Here is a 22,968-nt window from a genome sequence, read left to right on the forward strand (position 1 = left end):
CGCTGCACCAGCTGCGGCTCCTGGTCATCGCGGCACACGTCAAACGCGAAAAATGCTGTGCACGGTAAGTCTCCTTGCCCAGGCTGCCCTCACGTCATGATACATGACCTCCATGTCGCCATGGGAAAAGCGGACGGTCTTCCTTGTCGCCGGTCTGGTCTTCGGCCTGCTGCTGGCCCTGAAGATCGCCAGCCCCGACACCTATCACCGCTTCATCCAGGAGGATGGCGCGCTCGAAACGATCCAGGCCGCCGCCTATTTCCTGGCGGCGCTTCTCGCCTGGCGCGTCGCAGCCACCCGGTCCGGACCGTCCTCGGGCCTCATTCGGTTCGCCTATCTGGCGCTCGCCTGCGGCCTGCTCTTCGTGGCGATCGAGGAGATCAGCTGGGGGCAGCGGCTGTTCGACATCGCCACCCCCGAATGGTTCCGGCGGCACAGCTCCCAGAACGAGATCAACATCCACAATCTCTACCCGGTGCAGAGGGTGCTCCATCCGATCTACATCGCCGTGGGGCTGGTGGGCGGGCTCTCCTGGCTGGCGCGCCCGCTCGGCCTTGCCGACCGGAGCGCCTTCATCAGGGAGGTGGCGACCCAGTGGTACACCTCCGCCTACTTCCTGATCTGCTCCCTCATCTACATCGGCCTCGAGCTGGCGAAGTCTCTGTCGGACCGCTATGGCATCGCCGTCCTTCGGCCGGGCGATGTCATTGTCTGGCGTGACCAGGAGGTCGGGGAGACCATGCTGGCAATGGGCTTCCTGATGTTCCTCGCAACCAAGCTGCTGGAGGAGGCGCGGCTGGCGCGGTCCACCCGGCTTGCCGAGGCCGGGTGAGCCGAAGGGATCGGCCTAGCGCACGCAGATCCGGAAGTCCGCGCCGTCCCAGCAGGCTCGGTCCGTGGTCGACCGGCGCGCCGTGCCCCAGCGCGAATTGATGCCGTCGCGGGTGAGGCCGCGCACCTCGGCGACCCCCGGCTCGATGATCGAGACGCTCACCGACAGGATCGGTCCGAACAGCGCGCCCTGGCCGCCGCCGCGCGGCGAAAGGCCGAAGGAGCCGTCGCGTCCGTCGGGCTGGAAATCGCAGATGCGCTCCAGTGCCACCCGGCCGTTCTGCTCGATCCGGCACTGCGCGTCGCGGGCAGCGGCGGGCAGGGCGGTGGCGGCAAGGAGGAGGGCGGCGAAGGGCAGGGCAGCGTGGGCAGGCGCACGGGTCATGGATCGTCTCGGTCGCGGCGGGGATCAGCCACGCGCACTTGCACCGCCGCTGCGGCGAACTCAAGCGGCTCACGCCGCGGCGTGGCGCGCGGTCTTCTGCCAATAGTCGACGATGGCGCCGATCATCGCCCGGTAGCCCTGCAGCGAGGCCGGCTTGCGGAACATGGTGTTGGCGCCGGCCTCATAGGCCTTGTCCACAGCCTGGCTGGTGCCATCGCCCGAGATGACGATCACCGGGATGTGCCGCGTCAGTTCGTCACCGCGGATCCGCGTCAGGAACTCGAACCCGTCCATCGCGCCGAGCGACAGGTCGAGGATGATGATGTCGGGATCGTCGGGCAGCGCCGGATTGTCGCCGCGGGCATCGGAGAAATGCAGGCGGGCGAGCGCCTCCTCCGCCGAGCTGAAAGTCTCGAAGGTGCAGTCCGCCAGGCATTCCTCGAAGAACTGGATCATGAAGCCGATGTCGTGCAGCTCGTCATCGACGATCATGATGCGGGTCAACTGCCGCATGTGGGTCCCCGTAGCCTGGCAAGGACGAAACAGTCTGTGAAAAACCCTGCGGCGCGGCGGGACCGAGAATCTTCCCCGCGCGCCGATACAGGCGAGAATAGGGTGACGATGCGCGGGGAAGCAATCACCACGGTGTTACCATCATGCCGCCGTCGCCCCGGTCGGCATGCCGCTAGGTGACCTGCCCCATTGCCAAAACGGTGAAACCACATTTCACTGCTGTTGCTGAACGCGCGGGGGTGTCTGGTGCTGGTCGAAACGTCATCCTGTCGCCCCTTGAGGCCGCTTGCCGCCATGGCCGGCCTCGCCTGCGCCGCCCTGGCGCTGGCCGGCTGCGCATCGACGCCGCCGCCCGTCGCCCAGGCGCCGGTCCCGCAGGCGACGCGCGCCGCCTATCCCGTCACCGCCCTCATCGGCTCCTGGGGTGTCGCCAGCTATCGCGAGGACCGCGACCGCCCCCGCACCGAGGCCATGGCCCGCCAGCATTGCCGGCTGCCCTATGTCATCACCAAGGGGCCCTCGGACGGCGTGATGATGCATGTCGCCGACGATCCCAAGCTCTACGAACTGACGCTGAAAGGCACCAGCGACGGCAAGACCTTCCTCGGCTTCGACGCTCCGCCCGGCCACCCCCAGGACCGCGAGATCCTGTCGCTGACCGAGACCATCATGGTGATGCGCTTCGTCGCGCCGGACGTCCACGCCCGCTACGGCACCTTCGTCTATGTGCGCTGCCCCGGCGGCGCCCCGGCCACCGCCGCCCGCTGACCGGAGCCTGCCATGACACCCCCCGCCATGACGTCCTCTGCCATGACCCTATCGGCCCTTCTCCGCCGCCTCGCCCTTGCGGTTTCTCTCGCCGTCCTGCCGGCCGCCGCCTTCGGCCAGGCCGCCTCTCCCGCCGCCATGCGCGAGACCATGTCGATCGGCGACGAGCCGGGCCGTGTCTCCACCGAGGAGGTGATCATCACCGAGGGACCCTTCGCCCGGCAGCTCGTCTATTTCCGCTCGAATGAGAGGCCGGGGACCCTGGTCGTCCACACCTCCGAGCGCTTCCTCTATCTCGTCCTCGGCAACAACCGGGCGCTGCGCTACGGCATCGGCGTCGGCCGCGACGGCTTCACCTGGTCGGGCCTCGTGCAGATCTCGCGCAAGGCGGAATGGCCGGACTGGACGCCGCCGCCCGAGATGATCCAGCGCCAGCCCTACCTGCCGCGCTTCATGGCCGGCGGTCCCGGCAATCCCATGGGCGCGCGGGCGCTCTATCTCGGCTCCACGGTTTACCGCATCCACGGCACCAACCAGCCCGAGACGATCGGCCATGCCGTCTCCTCCGGCTGCTTCCGCCTCGCCAATGGCGACGTGATCGACCTCTACACCCGCGTGCCTGTCGGCTCGAAGGTCGTCATCCGCCACGCCGCCGCCCTCTGATCGCCTGTCGCCGATCCGCGACGCCCGGAGCCTGCCATGCCGCTCGCCAGTCCCTTCGCCTCCGTCCGTCGCCTCGCCGGCCTCGTCGCGGCGCTTGTTCTCGGCTGGTCGGCGGCGGCGGATGCCAGCACGCTCGCCACGGTCAAGCAGCGCGGCAGCCTCACCTGCGGTGTCAGCCAGGGCCTGCCCGGCTTCTCTGACCGGGACGCCTCCGGTGCCTGGTCCGGCTTCGACGTCGATTTCTGCCGGGCGGTCGCGGCCGCCGTGCTCGGCGATCCCGCCAAGGTGACCTATGTGCCGCTCTCGGCCAGCGAGCGTTTCGACGCGCTGAAAGCCGGCCGCATCGATCTCCTGTCGCGCAACTCCACCTGGACGCTGGAGCGCGAGGCGGTGCTCGGCCTGCTCTTTGCCGGCATCACCTTCCACGATGGGCAGGGCTTCATGGTGCTGCGCCGTCCCGCCATCACCTCGGCCCTCGAACTCGACGGCGTGCCCGTCTGCGTCCAGGAGGGCACCACCAGCGCCGGCAATGTCGCGGATTTCTTCCGCGCCAATTCCATGCGCCTGACCCTGCGTACCCTGCCGACCGCCGCAGAGGCGCTGCGGGCGCTGGAGGCGGGCCAGTGCGACGTGCTGACCACCGACCAGTCCGGCCTCTTTGCCGAACGGCTGAAGCTGGCGAAGCCCGGCGAGGCTGTGATCCTGCCGGACGTCATCTCCAAGGAGCCGCTCGGGCCGGTCGTCCGCAACGACGACCTCGCCTGGTTCAATGCGGTGAAATGGGTCAATTACGCCCTGGTCAATGCCGAGGAGCTCGGCATTTCCACCGCCACCGTCGAGGATGCGCTGCGCTCGACCAAGCCGGACGTGCGCCGCTTCGTCGGCGCTGAGGGGGACCTCGGCGCCAAGCTCGGCCTCGACAATGCCTTCGCCATCCGTGCCGTCAGGGCCGTCGGAAACTATGCCGAGGTCTATGAGCGCAATGTCGGGGCCGGCTCACGCCTTGCCATCCCGCGCGGGCTCAACCAGCTCTGGTCCATGGGCGGTATTCTCTACGCGCCGCCGCTGCGGTGAGCCGTCGCGGCCCGGTAGTTTCAGATGAAATTGGTTGAGGCGGCGGCGGGCGCTTTGTAGAAGCATGTCGCTCATCGAGCGCTGAAGCTGCCGCCATCCTCGTCCGGACGAGCGGCCCAGCTCCGAAGGGAGGCCTTCATGCCGCCTGCCGCCGCCCCGACCCCTGCCAGCCCCACCGCCGATGCCGCGAGCCTGACGCGCCGGGCCGGCGAGGCCGCCGACTTCCTGAAGGCGCTCGCCCACCAGAATCGCCTGCTGTTGCTCTGCCTCCTGTCCGAGCAGGAGCGCACCGTCAGCGAACTCGAGGCGCTGCTCGGCCTGCCGCAACCGACCGTGTCGCAGCAGCTCGCCCGGCTGAGGGCGGACGGCCTCGTCGCCACCCGCCGCGAGGGCAAGAGCGTCGTCTACAGCCTCGCCAGTGACGATGTCCGGCGGGTCATCGGCGTCGTCCACGACATCTTCTGCCGCCCGGACCCCGGTATGGCCTGATCCACGGCCAGCGCTGGCGCTGCGCGCCACTGGTATGTTTCCCGCAGAAGCGGTTTGCGAATCGGCCATGGAGCCGGCGGGGAGGGAGACAGGGTGCGGGAGCTCGGCAAGGAGCGGTCACTGGCGGTCTATCTCGTCGCTTTCGCGGCGGTGATCGTCGTGCCGCTCATGCTCCTCTCCCTGGCCGTGTCCTGGCGCTATGCCGAGGCTGAGATCGCCCGGCTCAAGCTCGTCGGCGAGCAGCGCACCGAGGATGTCGCTGCCGAGATCGAGCGGATGCTTTCCAGCCGCCTCGATATCCTGCGGGTGCTCGCGACCTCCCCCGCCATCGACGCCGGCGACCATGCCGCCTTCGATGCCCAGGCCCGGCAGTTCACCGAATCCGGCGTTGACATCCGCTTGCGGGCGCTTGACGGCCGCCTCCTCGTCGATACCGGCCTGCCGGCAGGCGAGGCGTTGCCCCATTGGCCGCTCCTCGAGCCGATGACCGAGGCGATCCGCAGCCGCCAGCCGGTCTTCTCCAACCTCTTCATCAGCCGCGGCACCAGCACCTATGCGGTCGCCATCTTCGTGCCGGTGGTCCGCGACGGGACGGTGGTGGCGCTCGTCTCCAACACCTTCAGCCCCGACGTCTTCCACCGCGTCATGGTGAGGGCCGGCGTCACCGATCCCTATTTCGCCTCGCTTTCCGACCTCTCCGGCCTGATCATCGCGCGCTCGGCCAATCACGAGGCCTCTGTTGGCCGCCAACTGCCCTCCTTCGACGCTGCGGTCGGACGGTCCGGCTCCTGGAATGGCATCAATGCCGACGGGCTGCAGGTCAGGGCCTACTACCAGCGCTCGCCGCTCAGCGGCTGGCTGGTGACCCTGGGCCTCAGGGAAAGCGCCATCGACGCTGCGCTCTGGCGCACCTTCGGCGGCGTCACGGTGGTGGGCCTGCTGCTCGTCGTCCTGTCGATCGCCCTGGCGGCCATCCTGGTGCGCCGCCTGTCGCGCGCCGCCAACGCCATGGTCGAGGCCGCCGCCACCATGGAGCGCGGCCAGCTCACCGTCGTGCCGCGCACCGACGTCGCCGAGGTCAACCGGGTCGGCGAGGCTTTCGGCCGCGCCTCGGTGAAGCTTCACCTGCAGGCCTCTGCGCTCGCCCGCGCCAACCGCGAACTGGAGCGCCGCATCGAGGAGCGTGGCGCGGCGCTTGAGGCGAGCGAGGAGCGCTATCGCCTGCTTGCCGACAACGCCCGCGACACCATCATCCTGCGCAATGTCGAGGGGCGCATCTTCTACGCCTCGCCCTCCTGCCAGCGGCTGCTCGGCTACACGCCGCAGGAGATGCTGGCGGTGAACCCCGCCGCGATCATCCATCCCGACGACTGGCGCCGCGTCGACGGCGTCAACCGCGCGATAGCCGAAGGACGCGACCTCGGCTTCAGCCTCCACCGCCTGCGCCACAAGGAGGGCCACTGGGTCTGGATCCAGGCCGCCTACAGCCGCGTGCCCCAGGCCACGCCGGAGGAGGCCTGCATCATGGTGGTGGTGCGCGACGACACCGAGCGCCAGGAGCAGGAGACGAAGCTGCGCCAGACCAACGAGTCGCTACGGCAGTTCTCCGCCATCGTCTCCCACGACCTGCAGGCGCCCCTGCGCCACATCAACATGTTCTCCGACATGCTCGGCGCCCGTGTCGCCGACACCGACGCCGAAGCGGCCGGCTATGCTGCCAAGATCCAGGGCAGCGTTGACCGGATGCAGCGCCTCATCCGCAGCCTCAATGCCTATACCCAGGTCGCCTATGCGCTGGAGAAGCGCGACGCGGTCGATCTCGCCGCGGTGGTCAGCGATGCGGTCGCGCTGCTGGATGCCGATATCCAGGCGGCAGGCGCCACCATCAAGGTGTTCAACCTGCCGACCATCGAGGGCGACCAGGAGCTGCTCGTCCGCCTCTTCCAGAACCTCATCGGCAACGCCGTGAAATACCGCGGCGACGAGCCGCCTGTGGTGAAGATCCGCGCCCGGCCGGCCGGCCGCTTCTGGGAGATCGCGGTGGAGGACAATGGCATCGGCATCGATCCGCTCTATGCCGATCGCATCTTCGAGATTTTCCGCCGCCTGCACCGCGACGAGAGCCGCTATCCCGGCATCGGGCTTGGCCTCGCTCTGTGCCGGCGCATCGTCGAGAGCCACGGCGGCGAAATCTGGCTCGACAAGGACTGGCCAAAGGGCGCACGATTCCAGCTGACCCTGCCGCGTCGGCAGGTGAAGGCGGAGCGCAGGACGGGAGGCGATGATGGCAAAACCCAGCCGGTCGATGCTGCTGGTCGATGACGACCCGAACGAGGTGCTGTTCCTGCGCAACGCCTTCGCGGCGACCGGCGGCGCCGTCGACATCCGCCACGCCGAGAGCGGCGAACTGGCGCTCGCCGAGATCGCCCGCGACAGCCCCGACCTCGTGCTCCTCGACCTCTCCATGCCTGGCCTCGATGGCTATGACGTGCTGCGGCGGCTGCGCGCCGATGAGTCGACGCGGACCCTGCCGACGCTGATTTTCTCGAGCTCCGACCGCGACGAGGACATTCGCCGGTCCTATCGCGAACATGCCAACGCCTATCTGGTGAAGCCGCGCTCCTCCGACGGCTATCGCGACCTCGCGAAGAATCTCGAGGGTTTCTGGTACGACACGGCCCGCCTGCCGTGAGCCGTGCGCTTGCCGCCCTGCTACTGGCCTCACTGGCGCTGGCCGGCTGCGTCACCACCGGCGCACCGGCCTGCCCGCCGGGAGGGCGCGAGCGGCTGGTGGCGGACCTGCTCTTCGGCCGCAATATCGGCGGGCGGCTCGGCGTCTCCGAGACGGCCTTCGCGGGTTTCGTCGACCGCGAGGTGACACCGCGCTTTCCCGATGGGCTGACCATCACCGATGCCCGCGGCCAGTACCGCGAGGCCTCCGGCCGGCTGATCCGCGAACCCTCCAAGGTCATCACCATCGTGCTGTCAGACGAGGCCCGTGATCTGCCGCGCCTCGCCGAGGTCGCCGGCGCCTATCGCCTTCGCTTTGCGCAGGACTCCGTCGGCATCGTCACCAGGCGCGCCTGCGTCGCCTTCTGACGGACTTGTGCGCGCCGGAAGGACGAGGCTAGATCGTGCTCCGCACCTGAGAAGAGCGCCCATGAACGCCCCGACTGCAGCACCGAAAGCCGTCAACGCACCGCGCCCCGATCCCTCGCCGCTGCCGGCCGATGTCGAGGCCCACAAGGCCCGGGCCCGCGCCTGGTTCGAGGCGCTGCGCGACGATATCTGCGCCCGCTTCGAGGCCCTGGAGGACGGGCTCGCCGGCTCCGCCGCCCCCGCCGGCCGCTTCACCCGCAAGGCCTGGTCGCGCACCGACCACAGCGGCGCCGATGGCGGCGGCGGCGTGATGAGCATGATGGCCGGCCGCGTCTTCGAGAAGGTCGGCGTCCATTGCTCGACCGTCCACGGTGAGTTCGCCCCCGAGTTCCGCGGCCAGATCCCCGGCGCCATGGAGGACCCGCGCTTCTTCGCCACCGGCATCTCGCTCATCGCCCACCCGGTGAACCCCAACGTGCCGGCCGTGCATATGAACACCCGCCTCGTGGTGACCAGCCGCATGTGGTTCGGCGGCGGCGCCGACCTCACCCCCGTCCTCGATCGGCGGCGGGTGCAGGAGGATGCCGACAGCATCGCCTTCCACGACGCCATGAAGGGCGCCTGCGAGGGCCATGCGGTCGCCGACTATCCGCGCTTCAAGGCCTGGTGCGAGGACTATTTCTACCTGCCGCACCGCAAGGAGCCGCGCGGCATCGGCGGCATCTTCTACGACTATCTCGACAGCGGTGACCGCGACGCCGATTTCGCCTTCACCCAGTCGGTCGGCCGCGCCTTCGCGGCGATCTACCCCGAGCTCGTCCGCCGCAACGTCCAGACGCCCTGGACCGAGGCCGATCGCGAGGAGCAGCTGATCCGCCGCGGCCGCTATGTCGAGTTCAACCTGCTGCACGACCGCGGCACGGTCTTCGGCCTGAAGACCGGCGGCAATGTCGAGAGCATTCTGTCGTCGCTGCCGCCCGTGGTGAAATGGCCCTGACGGGCCGGGCGGGCAGGGGCCATTGACCCAGTTTCGGAGATCAGCATGACGCGGCGGATGACAGGCGGCGAGGCCATCGTCGCGGGCCTACTCGCCAACGGGGTGGACACGGTCTTCGGGCTGCCCGGCGCGCAGATGTACCCGCTCTTCGATGCGCTGGCGCAGACGTCCGACCGCATCCGCACCGTCGGCGCCCGGCACGAACAGGCCTGCGGCTACATGGCCTTCGGCTATGGCCGCTCGACCGGCCAGCCCGGCGTCTATTCGGTCGTGCCCGGCCCCGGCGTGCTCAACACCACCGCGGCGCTGGCCACGGGGTGGGGCTGCAACACGCCGATGGTCTGCCTCACCGGCCAGATCCCGACGCCCTTCATCGGCAAGCGGCGCGGCCATCTCCACGAGATCGCCGACCAGCTTGGCACGCTGCGCTCCCTCGTCAAATGGGCCGAGCGGATCGAGCGTCCGGCTGATGCCCCGGCCCTCGTCGCCGAGGCCTTCCGCCAGGCGCAGTCCGGCCGCCCCGGCCCGGTGGCGCTGGAAATGGCCTGGGACGTCATGGCGGGAGCCGAGGACGTGCCGGAGGCCGCGGCGGCCGTGCTCGAGGCGCCCCTGAAGCCTGACGCCATGGCGGTGTCCCATGCCGTCAGTCTGATCCGCGCCGCGCGCTTCCCACTCATCATGACCGGCTCCGGCGCGCAGGATGCCGCCGCAGCCATCGGCCTCCTCGCCGAGCGGATCGGCGCGCCGGTGGCCGCCTTCCGCGGCGGCCGCGGCGTCGTCGACGAGGCGGGACCCTGGGGCCTGTCCTCCTATGCCGCCTTCCGCCTCTGGGAGCAGTGCGATCTGCTCGTCGCCATCGGCACCCGCGCCGAGATGCCGACCATGCGCTGGGCCAACATGATGGCGCTGACGACCCGGCTCGACGGCGGCCGCAAGCTCGTGCGTATTGACATCGACCCGGCCGAGATGGACCGGCTCGAAGCCGATGCGCCGCTCGTCGCCGATGCCGGCGAGGGCGTCGCCGCCCTCATCGCCGCGCTGGAGGGTCACCGCCCGCCGGACAACCGCGCTGCCATCGAGACGGCCCGTGCGGAGGCCGCCGCCGCCATCCGCGTTGTGCAGCCGGAGATGGACTATCTCGACGTCATCCGCGAGGTCCTGCCGCCTGAGGGCCTGCTCGTCGAGGAGCTCTGCCAGGCCGGCTTCACCAGCTATTTCGGCTATCCCGTTCGCCGGCCCCGGACCTATGTATCCTCCGGCTTCCAGGGCACGCTCGGCTTCGGCTTCCAGACGGCGCTCGGCGTCAAGGTCGCCCATCCCGACCGCCCGGTCGTCTCGATCACCGGCGATGGCGGCTTCCTCTTCGGCGTGCAGGAGCTTGTCACCGCCGTCCAGTACGGCATCGGCCTCGTCACCGTGGTCTTCAACAACAACGCCTATGGCAATGTCCGCCGCGACCAGGAGACCCGTTACGGCAACCGCCTGATCGGCGCCGACCTCGTCAATCCAGACTTCCCGGCCCTGGCCCGCGCCTTCGGCCTCGACACCGCCCGTGTCGACAGCCCCGCCGCGCTGAAGCCGGTCCTGGCGGCGGCGCTCGCCAAGGGCGCGCCGGCCCTGATCGAGGTGGCGGTGGCGCGGGGGACGGAGGCGCCGCCCTGGCCCTTCATCCACCCGGTGAAGGCCTATTGAGATCATTCCTCTATCGGACCAAAGTCCGATAGTAGGAATTTTATCATTGACAAGGCGATGCTCTGGCGCTAGTCTCGCCGTCGTCGCATGGGGCATGGTCGGGTTTCGGGGGAGGTCATCATGGATCGCAGGACGCTGGATCGTCGGACGTTTCTCGGCACCGCCGCTGCCCTCTCTCTCGCCGCCCCGGCGCTGCGCGCCCAGTCCGGCCCCTTGCGCTTCATCTTCCCCTTCGCCGCCGGTGGGGCAGGGGACGCGCTGACCCGCATCGTCGCCGACGAGGTCGGCCGGGCGCTGGGAGAACCGGCCATCGTCGAGGCCCGCCCGGGCGCCGGTGGGCAGATCGGCACCCAGGCCGTCACCAATTCCGCGCCCGACGGCCGCACGCTGCTCCTCACCCCCATCGCGCCGGTGGTCATCCACCCCATCGTCTTCCCGCAGCTGCCCTATGACCCCGTCCGCGACCTCGCGCCGGTGAGCCTCGTCACCACTTTCGACTTCGCGCTGGCCATCCATCCCGACACGCCGGCGAAGACGCTGGCCGAACTGGTCGCCTGGCTGAAGCAGGACCCGCGCCGCGCCACCTATGGCTCGCCGGGCGTCGGCAACCTGCCGCATTTCTTCGGCGCGCTGCTGGCCGAAAAGATCGGCGTGCCGCTGGTCCACGCGCCCTATCGCGGCTCGGCCCCGGCGCTCACCGATCTCGTCGGCGGTCAGGTGCCCATGGTCATCACCACCACCTCCGACGTGACGGAGCTGGCCAAGGGCGGCCGCATCCGCATCCTCGCGGTCTCGGGGCGCGAGCGCTCGCCCTTCCTGCCCGAGGTGCCGACCTTCACCGAGGCCGGCATCGCCATCGCCGGCAGCGCCTGGTACGGGCTTTTTGCCAAGGCCGGCTCGCCGCCGGAGATGGTGGGGCGCATCAGCCGCGCCGTGATGGCGGCGATGCGCGATGCGGCGGTGAAGGAGAAGGTGCTGGGCCTTGCCATGGTGCCCACCGGCTCGACGCCGGAGGAACTCGGGCGGATCCAGAAGCAGGACATCGCTGACTGGACCCCGGCGGTGAAGGCTTCGGGGTTCAGGCCGACGTGAGGGGTAACGACGACCTGCACGGCCCAACTGCGTCCTTCGAGGCTCGGCCTGCCGGACGATGCTGACGCATCGCCGGGGGCCTCGCACCTCAGGATGAGGTGGGTTGTGCACTGCGGATGGGCCGTCGGCGTTAGGCGGGCGCGGCCATCTCGGAACCGTTCTGCCACTCACCACGGTCCTCGTCCTGAGGTGCGAGGCCGACAGGCCGAGCCTCGAAGGACGCACTAGCGTTGTGCAGTCCTGACCCCTCCCGGAATGGGCTCTCCTGTCCACTCCCCTTGCCGCCACCGCCGTCCCGACGCACTGTCCTCGCCCGCCTGCCCCACGAGCCCGCCATGCCGCACGCCGAGAAAAACATCCTCTTCATCATGTGCGACCAGCTGCGGTTCGATTACCTCAGCTGCGCCGGCCATCCGCGCCTGAAAACCCCGACCATCGATGCACTGGCGGCGCGCGGCGTGCGCTTCACCCGCACCTATGTCCAGTCGCCGGTCTGCGGCCCCTCGCGCATGAGCTATTACACCGGCCGCTACATGCGCTCGCACGGCTCCAACTGGAACAACTTCCCCCTGCGCATCGGCGAGCCGACCCTCGGCCAGCACCTGAAGGCGCTTGGCGTGCGCAACGTCCTCGTCGGCAAGACCCACATGACCGCTGATGACGAGGGCATGGAGCGGCTCGGCATCCCCAAGGGCTCGGTCATCGGCGTCGAGGCGGCGCAATGCGGCTTCGAGCCCTATGAGCGCGACGACGGCCTGCATCCCTCGCGGCCCGGCGCAGCCCGGCCGGCCTATGACACCTATCTGGAGAAAAACGGCTTCCCGGCCCGCAACCCCTGGGAAGACCGCGCCAATTCAGGGCTCGGGCCGGACGGCGAGAAGCAGAACGGCTGGCTCCTCGCCCATGCCGACAAGGAAGCCAATATCCCTGAGGAGCATTCCGAGACGCCCTACATGACCCGCCGGGCCATGGACTTCATCCGCGAGGCCAAGGAGGACGGCCGCCCCTGGTGCCTCCACCTCTCCTATATCAAGCCGCATTGGCCCTATATCGCGCCGGCGCCCTACCACGACATGTTCGGGGAAGACGACGTGAAGCCGGCCATCCGCTCGGATCTCGAGCGGCAGAACCCGCATCCGGTCTATGGCGCTTTCATGGACATGCGGGTCTCCCGCAATTTCGCCCGCGAGGAGGTCCGCCGCCGCGTCATCCCGGCCTATATGGGCCTCATCCGCCAGATCGACGACCAGCTCGGCGTGCTGTTCAAGTTCCTCGACGACGAGGGCCTCACGGACAAGACGATGATCGTCTTCACCTCCGACCATGGCGACTATCTCGGCGACCATTGGCTCGGCGAGAAGGACCTGTTCCACGAGGTCTCGGTGAAGGTGCCGCTCATCGTCGTCGATCCCTCTCCGGAGGCCGACGCCACGCGTGGCACCACCTGCGATGCGCTCGTTGAGGCCATCGACCTCGCGCCGACCTTCATCGAACATTTCGGCGGCACGGTGCCGCGCCATGTCGTCGAGGGCCGGTCGCTGAAACCCCTGCTGCGGGGGCAAAAGCCGCTGGACTGGCGGCCCGTCGCCATCTCCGAATACGACTATTCCATGCTGGATTCCCGCCGCACCCTCGGCCGCAAGCCCGACGAGTGCCGGCTGTTCATGGTCTTCGACGGCCGGTTCAAATATGTCCACGCGCCGGGCTTCCGGTCGATGCTCTGGGACCTGCAGACGGACCCCAACGAATATCGCGACCTCGGCGATGATCCCGAGCACGAGGCCACTCGCGCGCGGCTGAAGGAGCACCTCCTCGCCTGGGCGCTCACCGACCACAACCGCATCACCATGCCGGATGCGACCATCGAGACCTATGGTCCGGCGCGGCAGCTGCGCGGTGGCATCCTCATCGGCTACTGGGACGAGGCGGAGGTGGCGGAAGCGCGCAAGGCCTACGGCATCGAGTGACGCAGGCACGGCGTCGCCGCTTGCCAAGCGGGCGGGTCGGGTCTCCTATAAACGCTTCGCTCGCCCCCAAGGACGCGTTCCCCGTGAGTCTCGATTTCGCGCCCCACCCGCTCCGCCGTCAGGTGCTGGACGAACTGCATGCCCGGCCCTTCCAGCTGGTCGAGACGCCGCGTCGGGTGCTGCTCCACGCCTTTTCGACCGCCGAAGTCCCGGTGACCGACGAGCGCGCGACGCTGGCCGCCTGGTGCAGCGCGACGGGCGCTACCCGGCCTGACGAGGGCGCGAATTTCCACCGCGCCGTCTTCCCCACGTCCCGGCTGCGCTGGGAGCGGCACAGCGAGTTCTCCACCTATGGCTGGGACGTTCCGGCGCCGGCCGGCGATCCCTTCCACTGGCCGCTGCCGCAGCCGAGCCCGGTTGGCGGCGCCGTCGCCGCCCCCGGCCCGCTGCTCGTCGCCATCGACCTGGCGCTGGTGCGCGAGAGCGCGCTTGCCGCGGACTGGCAGGCGCTCTTCGATCCCGCCTCGCTCTGCGTCTCCCACGCCGTAGACGGGGCGGCGACCATCGCCACCGACTTCCGCCAGGATTCGCGCGGCTATACCCGCATCCTCGTCATCGACCATGGCCTGACCCCGGCGGTGGCCGGCGCGCTGGTCCAGCGGCTGCTGGAGGTCGAGACCTATCGCTGCTTCGCCCTGCTCGGCCTGCCCGAGGCGCAGCGCGTCGGGCCGATCATCGGCCGCATCGAGCGCGAGCTTCTCTCCGTCGCCCAGCGCATGAAGACGGCGACCGGCCTCGAGAGCAATGCCGCCCTGCTCGACACGCTGGTGGCGCAGGCCGCCGAACTTGAGGCCGAGGCGGCGCTGTCGAGCTTCCGCTTCGGCGCCACACGCGCCTATGAGGCGCTGGTGCGCTCGCGCCTCGGCGTCATCGGCGAGACGCCGCTGGAGGGGCACTCGACCTGGGCGGCCTTCCTCGACCGCCGCTTCGCGCCGGCCATGCGCACCTGCCAGACGGCCTCCGACCGCCAGGCCGAGCTGTCGCTGAAGCTCGCCCGCGCCGCGAACCTGTTGCGCACCCGCGTCGACATCGCCCTTGAGCAGCAGAACCGCACGCTGCTCGAGACCATGTCCGAGCGGGGGAGGCTGCAATTGCGCCTGCAGCAGACGGTGGAGGGCCTCTCCATCGCCGCCGTCTCCTATTACGTGCTCGGCCTGCTCGGCTACCTGTTCAAGGGCGGCAAGGATTCCGGCGTCCTGCCCTTCGAGCCGACGGTGGCGACCGCCGCCGTCCTGCCCTTCGTGGTGCTGGTCATGGCCCTCGTGGTCCGGCGCATCCGCACCCGCGAGGACTGACGGCATGGCAGGCCCCTGCGCCGCCGCCGTTCTCGCCGTCATGCAGGCGCGCTAGAGCTGGCCCCCCGCATTCTGAGGAGAGCCCCCATGGACATCGTGAAGCTCGGCCGCACCGGCCTCGACGTCTCGCGCCTTTGCCTCGGCTGCATGACCTATGGCGCCCCCGACCAGGGCGCCCATCCCTGGTCGATGGGCGAGGCCGAGAGCCGCCCCTTCATCAAGCGGGCGCTCGACCTCGGCATCAATTTCTTCGACACGGCCAATATCTATTCGCTCGGTTCCTCGGAGGAGATCGTCGGCAAGGCGCTGAAGGATATGGCGAAGCGCGACGACATCGTCATCGCCACCAAGGTCTTCAACCGCATGCGCCCGGGTCCGAACGGCGCCGGCCTGTCGCGCAAGGCGATCATGACCGAGATCGACCATTCGCTGCGCCGCCTCGGCACCGACTATGTCGACCTCTACCAGATCCACCGCTTCGACTACGACACGCCCATCGAGGAGACGCTGGAAGCGCTCCACGATGTCGTGAAGGCCGGCAAGGCCCGCTATATCGGCGCTTCCTCGATGAGCGCCTGGCGCTTCATGAAGATGCTGAAGACCTCGGAGGCGAATGGCTGGACGCGCTTCGCCACCGTGCAGAATTACGTGAACCTGCTCTACCGCGAGGAGGAGCGCGAGATGCTTCCCCTCTGCCGCGAGGAGGGCATCGGCGTCATCCCCTGGAGCCCGCTCGCCCGCGGCCGCCTCACCCGCGACTGGGATTCGTCCAGCGCCCGCGCCGAGACCGACGATTTCGGCAAGACGCTCTATGCGGCGACGGCGGAGGCCGACCGCAAGGTGGTCGAGGCGGTGGCGGCGGTGGCCAAGGCCCGCGGCATCCCGCGGGCGCAGGTTGCGCTCGCCTGGGTGCTGCAGAAGCCGGGCATCACCGCGCCGATCGTCGGCGCCAGCAAGATGGGCCATCTGGACGATGCGGTGGCGGCGCTCACGGTGAAGCTGACGGCGGAGGAGATTGCCGCGCTGGAGGCGCCTTACGTCCCGCACGCGGTGGTGGGGTTCAAGTAAGCGGGGCAAGGGACGCTAAGGGCGTCTGTCCACCTCTCCCCGCTTGCGGGGAGAGGGAAGGGTGAGGGGCCCTCGGAAAACTCCGCCCTCACCGGATCGGCGAGAACCGCGTCGGCCGCAAAAACCTGACGTGCTGGACCTCGACCAGCCCCTTCACCTTGGCGAGATAGGCCTGCCAGCGCGGGTCGGCCATCATCCGGTCGCGGCGGGCAAGGCGATCATCGAGGCTGTCGTAGGACCACCAGGCGACGACGTGGTTGAGCTCCGCCGTCTCCGAGGTGAAATAGCCGTGGAACGTGCCGAGCAGCTCCTGCTGGATCGGCAGGCCGTGCTCCTCGTAGAGACCGACGAATTCGGCGAGATGGCCGGCCTTGATGCGGTAGTCGCGCTCCTCGACGATCATTTCGTCACCCCTTCGGATTATGCGACGGATCGGCCCAGCCGAAGACCGTCCGCTTCTCGATCTCGGCGACATCGGCGGGGCGCGGGAAGGGCTCCGGCGCCGGCTCGCCGGGTTTGCGCTCCCGACCGATGGCGGCGAAGAAGTCCTCCAGCCCGCCCGGCATGAGGAACCAGACGAAGCTCATCGGCTCCGGCCCCGGATTGACGAAGCCATGCTTGCGGTCGCGACCGATGAAGACGGTGGAGCCCGCCTCCATCGGAATGTCCTCGCCGTCGATGCGGGCGAAGCCGCGGCCGCTCGTCAGATGGATGACCTCCTCATGGCGGTCATGGGTGTGCTCGCGGATATGGCAGCCCGGCGCCACGGTCTGCGTGCCCATGGCGAAGCGGTTCTCGGTCTTCACCGTCTTCGGATTGAGGATGCAGCGCACGAAGCCATTGGCCGGCACCGGCTGCCAGTAGGACGGGCTCTCCTCCGGTCCGAAGACCTTCACCTCGGCTTGTGGCTGGTCGCTCATGGATCAGATCTCCTGGGCGTCCAGCCGCCGGTAGAGCGGCAGGGCGAAGGGCGCGATGCGCCGGATGATCGGCTGGAAGGGCTGCGGTGTCGGCTCGGAGAAGGGCAGCCCCAGCTCGCTCTCCGGCACGCCCTGGGTGACCTTCGCAAGCTCGCGGCCGAGCGACACGGAGAGCGCCACGGCGCGGCCGTTGCAGCCCGCCCAGGCATAGCCATTGGGCCCGAGCCGGTGGAAGCGCGGGAAGCCGGCGACCTGGGGCTTGAGCAGGTTGTCCGGCGTCATGCCGACATAGCCGGACCAGACGAAGTCGAACTCGATGTCGCCGATCTGCGGCCAGAGCTTTTTCAGCCGTTCGCCGATCATACCGCGCAGGTTGTCGCCATTGGCGCCCGGCACCATGGCGGCGCCGCCGGTGACGAGCCGGTTGCGGGCGTCCCAGCGGGCGAAATAGAGCTCGCGATGGGTGTCCGACATGGCCTGCCGGTCGGGGATGATGGTCTTGGCGACATTGTCGCTGATCGGCCGGGTCGCCATCTGCCAGGACAGGACCGGGATCACCTCATGGGCGATGTCGCGGTTGAGGCTGTCGGAGAACTCCCCCGTATAGGCATTGGTGGCAAGGACCAGCGCCTTGGCCGTCACCTGGCCCTTCTCGGTCGTCACCACCCAGTCATCGCCGACGCGCGCATAGGATTTGACCGGTGAGCGCGAGCGGATCACCGCGCCGAGCCTCAAGGCCACTTGCGCGAGGCCGCGGGAGAGGGCGAGCGGATTGATGTGACCGCCAGTCGGATTCCAGAAGCCGCCGAACCAGGCCTCCGAGCCGAGCATCCGCGCCGTCGCCTCGCGGTCGAGCAGCTCGACCGGCGCGCCGAGCGCCGACCATTCCTTCACCCGCTTCTCCGCGATCTTCAAGCGGCCCGGCGAATGGACCGGCTGCACCCAGCCGGCCTGCTCGGCCTCGGCGGGGATGTCGTGTTTGCGCACGAGGTCGAAAAGATATTGCGCGGCGTCGCGCAGCACGAGGTTGAACCGCTCGCCCGCCTCGCCATGGCGGGCGGTCATGCCGGACGGGTCATGGCCGGCCAGCGTCGGGATCACCTGGCCGTTGTTGCGGCCCGAGGCGCCCCAGCCCGGCTCCACCGCCTCCACGACCGTGACGGCAACGCCCATCTCGCGCAGGTGGATCGCGGTCGAGAGCCCCGTGAAGCCGGCGCCGATGACGACGACGTCGGTCGTCTCTTCGCCGGTCAGCGGCTGCAGCACCGGGCCGGGCGGCGCCGTCGCGACCCACAGGGACGGGGGCCATGGGGCCGATGCGGTGGAAGGCATGGAGGTCTCTCCGGACATGTGTCACGATCCATGAAAGCGGTCCGGGAGGGCAGCGGCAAGCGCCGCTGCGGCAGACGGGCCGGGCGGTGGGTGAAAACCACCACTCGTTTCTGGAAGGAAGCCCCGAAAGTAGAATTATTTTGTCATTTGTACGCCTATATAGAGAACAAAACTACTATTTGTCCGACTTATAATCGGTCATAACAGGCAAATTCTTCTCTCCAGCTATGCGTGCAGAGCAGCAGAGGCCCGGCAATTCTGCCACCCTCGGCGCGTTGCGCGCGGGCGTCCGATCGGATGAAGTGCGGGCCAGCTGAACTGAAGAAGAAGGCTCAAGCCATGCCGCTCAAGCACATCCTGGGTGCGGACCACGTCGTCGTCACCGTCCGCGATCTCGACGCCTCGGCGCGGGGCTGGGGGCTGCTGGGCTTCACCGTCTCGCCGCGCGGCACCCATTCGCCGCATCTGGGCACCGGCAACTACACGATCATGTTCGGCGACGATTACCTCGAGCTGCTCGGCGTCCTCGCCGAGACCGACCAGAACAAGCCGACCCGCGACTTCCTTTCGAAGCGCGAGGGCATCGAGCGCACCGCCTTCACCACGGACGATGCCGCCGGCGGCGCCGCCGAGCTGAAGGCCCGCGGCCTCGAGCCGCTCGGCCCGGTCCATTTCGGCCGCCCCGTCGATCTGCCCGGCGGCGGCACGGGCGAAGCCAAGTTCAACGTCTTCCGCTGGCCGCTCGACCAGAATCCCGGCGGCATGCGCATCTTCGCCTGCCAGCACCTGACCCGCGAGACCGTCTGGATCCCGGAGCTGCAGAGCCACGCCAACGGCGCCCGCCGCATTGCCCGCATCGAGATCCTCTCGGCCGATCCGGAAGCCGCCGCCAGGAAGATGGCCGGCCTCATCGATGAGCCGGCGACCAAGACGCCGGACGGCTGGCGCGTGCCCTCGGGCGGCAAGCGCGCCGACTTCCTCTTCTATGATGCCGCCGGCTTCGCTTCGCTCTATCCCGCCGCCGTGCGCGAGGGCGCGGCCGGTGAGGGGGCGGTGGCCATCGTCATCGCCTCGGATGATCTCGCCAAGGCCAAGGCTGCCTCCGCCGGCATCGCCCATGGCGAGGAGACGGTGAGCGTGCCGGCCGCCCGCGCCAACGGCGTCGTCATCAGCTTCATCCCCCACTGAGCGCGGCGGGCCCCCGCCCGCCCCCGGCGATTGACGGTTATTCCGCAGTCGCCCATCGTGAATTGAGCCGCCCCTTTCGCCAGGAGATCCCCATGGACCTGACCCGTCGCGCAGCGCTGATGACCTCCGCCGCGATCGCCGCCAACGTGATCGATCCGTTCAAGGCCTTCGCCCAGCAGACGCCGCGCAAGGGCGGCGTCTTCGTCGTTCATTACGGCGCCGAGCAGCGCCAGCTGAACCCCAGCATCCAGGCTTCCACCGGCGTCTACATCGTCAGTGGCAAGATCCAGGAACCGCTGGTCGATCTCGACGCCGCCGGGAATCCGGTCGGCGTTCTCGCCGAGAGCTGGGAGGCCGCGCCCGACGGCAAGACCATCACCTTCAAGCTGCGTCGCAACGTGACCTGGCATGACGGCAAGCCCTTCACCTCGGCGGACGTGCAGTTCACCGCCATGGAGATGTGGAAGAAGGTGCTCAACTACGGCACCACGCTGCAGCTCTTCCTGACCGCCGTCGACACGCCCGATCCGCACACGGCGATCTTCCGCTACGAGCGGCCGATGCCGCTGAACCTGCTGCTGCGTGCGCTGCCCGACCTCGGCTACATCTCTGCCAAGCATATCTACGAGGGCAGCGATGTCCGCCAGAACCCGCGCAACCTCGCGCCCCTCGGCACCGGTCCCTTCAAGTTCGTGTCCTACGAGCGTGGCCAGCACATCATCGCCGATCGCCATGACGGCTACTGGAAGGGCCCGGCCAACCTCGACCGCATCATCTGGCGCGTCATTACCGACCGTGCCGCCGCGGCCGCCCAGATGGAGGCGGGACAGCTGCACTATTCGCCGTTCTCGGGCCTGACCATTTCGGACATGGCGCGCCTCGGCAAGGATCGGCGCTTCGTCGTCTCCACCAAGGGCAACGAGGGCAATGCCCGCACCAACACGCTGGAGTTCAACTTCCGCCGGAAGGAACTCGCCGACATCAAGGTGCGCCAGGCCATCGCCCACGCCATCAACGTGCCCTTCTTCATCGAGAACTTCCTCGGCGACTTCGCCAAGCTCGGCACCGGCCCGATCCCCTCGGTCTCGACCGATTTCTATCCGGGCGCCAACACCCCGCAGTTCCCCTTTGACAAGGCCAAGGCGATCCGTCTGCTCGACGAGGCAGGCCTGCGCCCCGGCGCGGGTGGCACCCGTCTGTCGCTGCGCCTCCTGCCCGCCCCCTGGGGCGAGGACATCTCTCTCTGGGCGACCTTCATCCAGCAGTCGCTCGGCGAGGTGGGCATCCGCGTCGAGATCGTCCGCACCGATGGCGGCGGCTTCCTCAAGTCGGTCTATGCCGACCATGCCTTCGATCTCGCCACCGGCTGGCACCAGTACCGCAACGACCCCGCCGTCTCGACGACCGTGTGGTATCGCTCGGGACAGCCGGTCGGCGCGCCCTGGACCAACCAGTGGGGCGTCACCGACGCGACCCTCGACAAGATCATCGACGATGCCGCGACCGAGGTCGACGCTGCCAAGCGCAAGGCGCTCTATGGCGACTTCGTCCGCCGTGCCAATGGCGAGCTCATGCTCTGGATGCCGATCGAGCAGATCTTCGTCACGGTGATCACCGCGAGGGCGCGCAACCACTCCAACACGCCGCGCTGGGGCTCTTCGTCCTGGCACGATCTTTGGTTGGCGGAGTGAGCCCGCAGCACCAGCCCCTGGCCTGATCCATGCGCATCCTGACCCTTGCGGGGCGGCGTCTCGCCGCCTCCATTCCCACCCTGCTGCTGATCCTGGTCGGCGTCTTCCTGCTGTTGCAGTTCGCGCCCGGCGACACCGTCGACGCGATGATGGCGCAGATGGGCGGCGGCGACGCGCGGACGGCGGCGGAGCTGCGCCGCTTCTACGGGCTGGATCTCTCCGTCTCGGCCCAGCTCGGGAACTATCTGTGGCGGCTGGTGCGCTTCGACCTCGGCTTCTCCGCCATCTACGGCAAGCCGGTGGCGACCGTCATTGCCGAGCGCCTGCCGGCGACCATCCTCCTGATGACCGCTTCGCTCTCCTTCGCCTTCTTTTTCGGCCTCATCCTCGGCGTCATCGCGGCGCGCGGCGTCAACAAGTGGCCGGATACGCTGATCTCCACCGTCGGCCTCATCTTCTACGCCACGCCCTCCTTCTGGTTCGGGCTGATGGCGATCGTCGTCTTCTCGATTTACCTGCAATGGCTGCCCGCCGGCGGCCTCACCGACATCACCTCGACAGCGACCGGCATCTGGGCCGTGCTCGACACGGCGCGCCACCTCGTCCTGCCGACCCTGACGCTCGGCCTCATCTTCCTTGCCATCTACCTGCGCATCATGCGCGCCTCGATGCTGGAGGTGCTGAACCTCGACTTCGTCCGCACCGCCCGCTCCAAGGGCCTCGACGAGACGCGGATCATCACCCGCCACGTGCTGCGCAACGCGCTCCTGCCCATGGTGACGCTGATCGGCCTGCAGGCCGGCACCATGCTCGGCGGCTCGGTGGTGGTGGAGAGCGTCTTCTCGCTGCCCGGTCTTGGGCGCCTTGCCTATGAGAGCGTCGTCCAACGCGACCTCAATACCCTGCTCGGCATCGTCTTTGTGTCGGCGCTGCTGGTCATCACCGTGAACTTCATCGTCGACCTCATCTATGCGCGCCTCGATCCGCGCATCACCACGGGAGCCTGAGCCGTGGAGGTCGTTCGCGCCTATTTCCGCTCGCCGCCCGCCGTCATCGGCCTCATCCTGCTGCTGATCGTCATCGCCATGGCGGTGAGCGCCGGCTGGCTCTATCCGCGCGATCCGCTGGCGCTGGCCGGCCGCCCGCTGGTCTGGCCCTTCGCCAATCCGCGCTTTCCCCTCGGCACCGACAATTCGGGCCGCGACATCGCCGCCCAGATCTTCCACGGCGCCCGCATCTCGCTGCTCATCGGCGGCGTTGCCACCATCATCGCGGTGGCCATCGGCATCGTCATCGGCGCTGTCGCCGGCTATTACGGCGGCTGGGTCGACACGGTGTTGATGCGCGTCACCGAGGCCTTCCAGACCCTGCCGAACTTCCTGCTGCTGCTGGTCCTCGTCGCCGTCTTCGGCTCGACCATCGGCACGGTGATCGTCGCGGTTGGCGTCGTCTCATGGCCGGCCCCTGCGCGGCTCACCCGCGCCGAGTTCCTGTCGCTCCGCAACCGCGAATTCGTCCAGGCCGGCCGCACCCTCGGCCTCAAGGACCTCAAGCTGATCTTTGGCGAGATCCTGCCGAACGCCCTGCCGCCGGTCATCGTTTATGCGAGCGTCGTCATGGCGCTGTCGATCCTCCTGGAGAGCGCGCTCGCCTTCCTCCGCCTCTCCGATCCCAACGTCGCCTCCTGGGGCAACCTGATCGGCCTTGGCCGCGACGTGCTGCGCGTCCAGTGGTACGTCTCGGCCATTCCAGGCATCGCCATCCTGCTCACCGTCCTCGCCGTCTCGCTGGTCGGCCAGGGTCTCAACGACGCGCTCAACCCGCGCCTGAAGGGACGCTGACCC

Annotated in this window: 23 protein-coding genes; 18 read left to right on the forward strand and 5 right to left on the reverse strand. The window is 68.8% G+C overall.

The genetic code is table 11. The features are described 5' to 3' along the window. The first annotated feature begins 103 nt into the window (after positions 1-103). Positions 104-832 (forward strand): hypothetical protein, encoded by a 729-nt coding sequence (locus O9344_RS03700; protein WP_298472923.1) that lies wholly within the window; start codon positions 104-106, stop codon positions 830-832. Between the two features lie 15 nt (positions 833-847). Here O9344_RS03700 and O9344_RS03705 read toward each other — a convergent pair whose 3' ends face one another. Together O9344_RS03705 and O9344_RS03710 are read right to left on the reverse strand one after the other, a co-directional pair. Beyond that, positions 848-1,216, reverse strand: coding sequence for a hypothetical protein (locus tag O9344_RS03705; protein WP_298472926.1), 369 nt, complete (start codon positions 1,214-1,216; stop codon positions 848-850). Positions 1,217-1,285: 69 nt separating this feature from the next. Next, a complete protein-coding gene (locus O9344_RS03710; RefSeq protein ID WP_298472928.1) occupies positions 1,286-1,729 on the reverse strand; it encodes a response regulator in 444 nt (147 codons plus the stop codon). A 276-nt stretch (positions 1,730-2,005) separates the two neighbouring features. Between O9344_RS03710 and O9344_RS03715 the strand changes: the two genes are divergently transcribed. The 13 genes from O9344_RS03715 to O9344_RS03775 all read left to right on the forward strand — a co-directional run bounded on the left by O9344_RS03715 (position 2,006) and on the right by O9344_RS03775 (position 15,993). Next, a complete protein-coding gene (locus tag O9344_RS03715; RefSeq protein WP_298472931.1) occupies positions 2,006-2,497 on the forward strand; it encodes a hypothetical protein in 492 nt (163 codons plus the stop codon). A 12-nt stretch (positions 2,498-2,509) separates the two neighbouring features. Next, a complete protein-coding gene (locus tag O9344_RS03720; protein WP_298472934.1) occupies positions 2,510-3,160 on the forward strand; it encodes a L,D-transpeptidase in 651 nt (216 codons plus the stop codon). A gap of 36 nt (positions 3,161-3,196) precedes the next feature. Continuing rightward, positions 3,197-4,234: an amino acid ABC transporter substrate-binding protein gene (locus tag O9344_RS03725; protein ID WP_298472937.1), complete on the forward strand. Its 1,038-nt coding sequence runs from the start codon at positions 3,197-3,199 to the stop codon at positions 4,232-4,234. Positions 4,235-4,372: 138 nt separating this feature from the next. Further along, positions 4,373-4,723 carry a metalloregulator ArsR/SmtB family transcription factor gene (locus tag O9344_RS03730; protein WP_298472939.1) on the forward strand — a complete coding sequence of 117 codons (351 nt, stop codon included), beginning with the start codon at positions 4,373-4,375 and terminating at the stop codon, positions 4,721-4,723. 93 nt (positions 4,724-4,816) lie between these two features. After that, positions 4,817-7,045 carry an ATP-binding protein gene (locus O9344_RS03735; protein WP_298472941.1) on the forward strand — a complete coding sequence of 743 codons (2,229 nt, stop codon included), beginning with the start codon at positions 4,817-4,819 and terminating at the stop codon, positions 7,043-7,045. After that, on the forward strand, positions 7,005-7,415 hold the full coding sequence (locus O9344_RS03740) for a response regulator (RefSeq protein WP_298472944.1): 411 nt from the start codon (positions 7,005-7,007) through the stop codon (positions 7,413-7,415). The genes O9344_RS03735 and O9344_RS03740 overlap by 41 nt, the downstream gene beginning before the upstream one ends. Beyond that, complete coding sequence (locus tag O9344_RS03745) at positions 7,412-7,822, forward strand: DUF3574 domain-containing protein (protein WP_298472947.1); 411 nt, start codon at positions 7,412-7,414, stop codon at positions 7,820-7,822. Before O9344_RS03740 ends, O9344_RS03745 begins: the two co-directional genes overlap by 4 nt. Before the next feature lie 61 nt (positions 7,823-7,883). Next, the gene (gene hemF / locus O9344_RS03750; RefSeq protein ID WP_298472949.1) at positions 7,884-8,819 is read left to right on the forward strand and encodes an oxygen-dependent coproporphyrinogen oxidase; all 936 of its coding nucleotides are present in this window, start codon (positions 7,884-7,886) and stop codon (positions 8,817-8,819) included. Between the two features lie 45 nt (positions 8,820-8,864). After that, a complete protein-coding gene (locus O9344_RS03755; protein ID WP_298472952.1) occupies positions 8,865-10,511 on the forward strand; it encodes a thiamine pyrophosphate-dependent enzyme in 1,647 nt (548 codons plus the stop codon). A gap of 120 nt (positions 10,512-10,631) precedes the next feature. Next, positions 10,632-11,603 (forward strand): Bug family tripartite tricarboxylate transporter substrate binding protein, encoded by a 972-nt coding sequence (locus O9344_RS03760; RefSeq protein WP_298472955.1) that lies wholly within the window; start codon positions 10,632-10,634, stop codon positions 11,601-11,603. Positions 11,604-11,938: 335 nt separating this feature from the next. Further along, a complete protein-coding gene (locus O9344_RS03765; protein ID WP_298472957.1) occupies positions 11,939-13,570 on the forward strand; it encodes an alkaline phosphatase family protein in 1,632 nt (543 codons plus the stop codon). A gap of 83 nt (positions 13,571-13,653) precedes the next feature. Beyond that, positions 13,654-14,925: a DUF3422 domain-containing protein gene (locus O9344_RS03770; protein ID WP_298472959.1), complete on the forward strand. Its 1,272-nt coding sequence runs from the start codon at positions 13,654-13,656 to the stop codon at positions 14,923-14,925. Between the two features lie 87 nt (positions 14,926-15,012). After that, positions 15,013-15,993, forward strand: coding sequence for an aldo/keto reductase (locus O9344_RS03775; RefSeq protein WP_298472962.1), 981 nt, complete (start codon positions 15,013-15,015; stop codon positions 15,991-15,993). Between the two features lie 88 nt (positions 15,994-16,081). Here the strand turns inward: O9344_RS03775 and O9344_RS03780 are convergent, their stop codons facing one another. Genes O9344_RS03780 through O9344_RS03790 form a run of 3 tightly spaced genes read right to left on the reverse strand, consistent with a single transcriptional unit; the run spans position 16,082 to position 18,245 of the window. After that, a complete protein-coding gene (locus O9344_RS03780) occupies positions 16,082-16,396 on the reverse strand; it encodes an NIPSNAP family protein (protein WP_298472964.1) in 315 nt (104 codons plus the stop codon). Between the two features lie 4 nt (positions 16,397-16,400). Beyond that, positions 16,401-16,913 (reverse strand): cupin domain-containing protein, encoded by a 513-nt coding sequence (locus O9344_RS03785; RefSeq protein WP_298472967.1) that lies wholly within the window; start codon positions 16,911-16,913, stop codon positions 16,401-16,403. Positions 16,914-16,916: 3 nt separating this feature from the next. Beyond that, complete coding sequence (locus O9344_RS03790) at positions 16,917-18,245, reverse strand: FAD-dependent oxidoreductase (protein WP_298472970.1); 1,329 nt, start codon at positions 18,243-18,245, stop codon at positions 16,917-16,919. 339 nt (positions 18,246-18,584) lie between these two features. On the opposite strand from O9344_RS03790, the gene O9344_RS03795 reads away from it, so the two are divergent. The 4 genes from O9344_RS03795 to O9344_RS03810 all read left to right on the forward strand — a co-directional run bounded on the left by O9344_RS03795 (position 18,585) and on the right by O9344_RS03810 (position 22,965). Beyond that, the gene (locus O9344_RS03795; RefSeq protein WP_298472973.1) at positions 18,585-19,433 is read left to right on the forward strand and encodes a VOC family protein; all 849 of its coding nucleotides are present in this window, start codon (positions 18,585-18,587) and stop codon (positions 19,431-19,433) included. A gap of 92 nt (positions 19,434-19,525) precedes the next feature. Beyond that, a complete protein-coding gene (locus O9344_RS03800; protein WP_298472976.1) occupies positions 19,526-21,124 on the forward strand; it encodes an ABC transporter substrate-binding protein in 1,599 nt (532 codons plus the stop codon). Between the two features lie 29 nt (positions 21,125-21,153). Further along, a complete protein-coding gene (locus tag O9344_RS03805) occupies positions 21,154-22,131 on the forward strand; it encodes an ABC transporter permease (RefSeq protein ID WP_298472979.1) in 978 nt (325 codons plus the stop codon). Positions 22,132-22,134: 3 nt separating this feature from the next. Then, positions 22,135-22,965 (forward strand): ABC transporter permease, encoded by an 831-nt coding sequence (locus O9344_RS03810; RefSeq protein ID WP_298472981.1) that lies wholly within the window; start codon positions 22,135-22,137, stop codon positions 22,963-22,965. The last annotated feature ends 3 nt before the right edge of the window (positions 22,966-22,968 follow it).

The sequence above is a fragment of the Phreatobacter sp. genome (assembly GCF_027532945.1).
Lineage (GTDB): Bacteria > Pseudomonadota > Alphaproteobacteria > Rhizobiales > Phreatobacteraceae > Phreatobacter.